Source organism: Blautia sp. MSK17_66, from assembly GCF_020538025.1.
Lineage (GTDB): Bacteria > Bacillota > Clostridia > Lachnospirales > Lachnospiraceae > Blautia_A.
In genome coordinates this window covers 1-450 of record NZ_JAJBNQ010000092.1, presented here as the reverse complement: position 1 = coordinate 450, position 450 = coordinate 1, and the positions used below count along the sequence as shown (strand labels likewise).

Annotated in this window: 1 protein-coding gene; it reads right to left on the bottom strand. The window is 44.7% G+C overall.

Annotated elements, in window-relative coordinates:
* A partial coding sequence (locus LIR34_RS17615; protein WP_173705885.1) for an NAD(P)/FAD-dependent oxidoreductase occupies nt 1-450 on the bottom strand: 450 nt, incomplete at both ends.

Sequence of the window (450 nt, the reverse complement as noted above, 5' to 3'; positions counted from 1 at the left end):
CTGACTTTTTGGCATTGGTTTCATTGATACCTGTAGTGGCTGCTGTCATATCAAATACTTTGATAACGGAGCTTCCCTGACTGCCCAGGTAACGGCTGTCACCACCACAAATATTATCAGCGATGATCCTGCCCTGCTTGTTGGCTGGTCCGGCCAAAGAGATCAGCGCATCATCACCCGTAACATAATGTTTTACCTGAACTGCATCACCTGCTGCATAAATATCCGGTACAGAAGTTTCCATTCTGTCATTCACTACGATACTTCCCTTGATGCCAAGTTCCAGACCAGCTTCTTTTGCTAATGCTGTGTCTGGTGTAACTCCGATTGCCAGCACCACCATATCAGCCTGAAGGGATGGATTATCTTTTAATAGAACCTCTACTCCATTGTCCTTTTCTTTAAATCCTTCTACTGTATAGCCCAGTACCAGTTTTATCCCATGCTTTC